The sequence below is a fragment of the Cellulomonas sp. GbtcB1 genome, assembly GCF_019091725.1.
In the GTDB taxonomy this organism is placed as follows: Bacteria; Actinomycetota; Actinomycetes; order Actinomycetales; family Cellulomonadaceae; genus Cellulomonas.
In genome coordinates this window covers 1-236 of record NZ_JAGXJG010000561.1, presented here as the reverse complement: position 1 = coordinate 236, position 236 = coordinate 1, and the positions used below count along the sequence as shown (strand labels likewise).

The 236-nt window shown below is 80.5% G+C and carries 1 protein-coding gene; it reads left to right on the top strand.

Annotated elements, in window-relative coordinates; translation table 11 throughout:
* Positions 1-76: 76 nt before the first annotated feature.
* The coding region (locus KVT14_RS21390) for an FAD-dependent oxidoreductase (protein ID WP_217617387.1) at positions 77-236 on the top strand (160 nt) is incomplete at its 3' end.

The following is a 236-nucleotide window of genomic DNA, read 5'->3' as shown; positions in this document are numbered from 1 at the left end:
CGCGGGCGCCCCTCCCCCGGGGCGCTCGCCCCGCCACCCGGCCGCCCCGGCGGCCCCGTCCTCCCGAGGCACCCGCATGGACCTGCTCGTCGTCGGCGCCGGGCTGTCCGGCCTGACGGTCGCCGAGCGCGCGGCCGAGGCCGGCCTGTCGGTCTCCGTCATCGACCGGCGCGACCACCTCGGCGGGAACGCCCGGAGCAGCGTCGACGCCGAGACGGGCATCGAGGTGCACCGGT